The 659-nt window shown below is 73.0% G+C and carries 1 pseudogene; it reads left to right on the top strand.

From position 1 onward, the window contains the following. Positions 1 to 228, top strand: a pseudogene (locus ACOV8S_RS27865) (oxygenase MpaB family protein); the annotation flags it as partial. Positions 229 to 659 lie beyond the last annotated feature (431 nt).

Here is a 659-nt window from a genome sequence, read left to right as displayed (position 1 = left end):
GCCCACGGGCTCCCCCGCCTCCGCCCCCGGGTCGCCCGCCTGCTCCCTCCCCGGCGCCGCCCGCACCCCGCCCGCCAGAACCCGGAGATCAAGGGCTACCCGGGCTACCCCTGCGGCTACCGCCTCGAGGACCTCGGCACCTTCCCGACCCCGGGCCTGCGCGGCTGCCCGGTCCCCCACCAGGACCGACGCGCCCCGGACCGCGTCGCCCCGGACCCGGTGGACTGAGCGGCATCCGATCGACCGATCGGCGTCATTACCGGTGGGGCTGTCCCGCTCCGCACCGCTCAGAAGGATCAGCCCCTTACAAGACCGGTGAGTGAGACGGGAGTTGTGTCGGAGGAGACGGTTCGTCACACTCGCCGCATGGATCGCCACGCCCACCTGAGCCGTCGACTGGACGTCGACCTGGCCCACGTGTGCTCGGCGATCTGTCACCGCGCCCTCTGAGCGCGGTGACCCCCGCCCGGCCGTGCCGGGCTTCTTCCTCCTGCCGGGCGGAGTGTGCACCGCTGTCCGCGTGTACCCGCTCCCCTTCCGATGGACGGATGACCCCATGCGCCTCGCGCTTCTTTCCCGTGCCGCCGTCGTCGCCGCGGCGACGACGGCGGCACGGGAAAGAAGCGCGAGGCGCATGGGGTCATCCGTCCATCGGAAGG

The organism is Streptomyces sp. CO7 (assembly GCF_053474865.1).
Note: the sequence above shows the minus strand (reverse complement) of the source record. Positions and strands in the feature narration are given on the sequence as shown.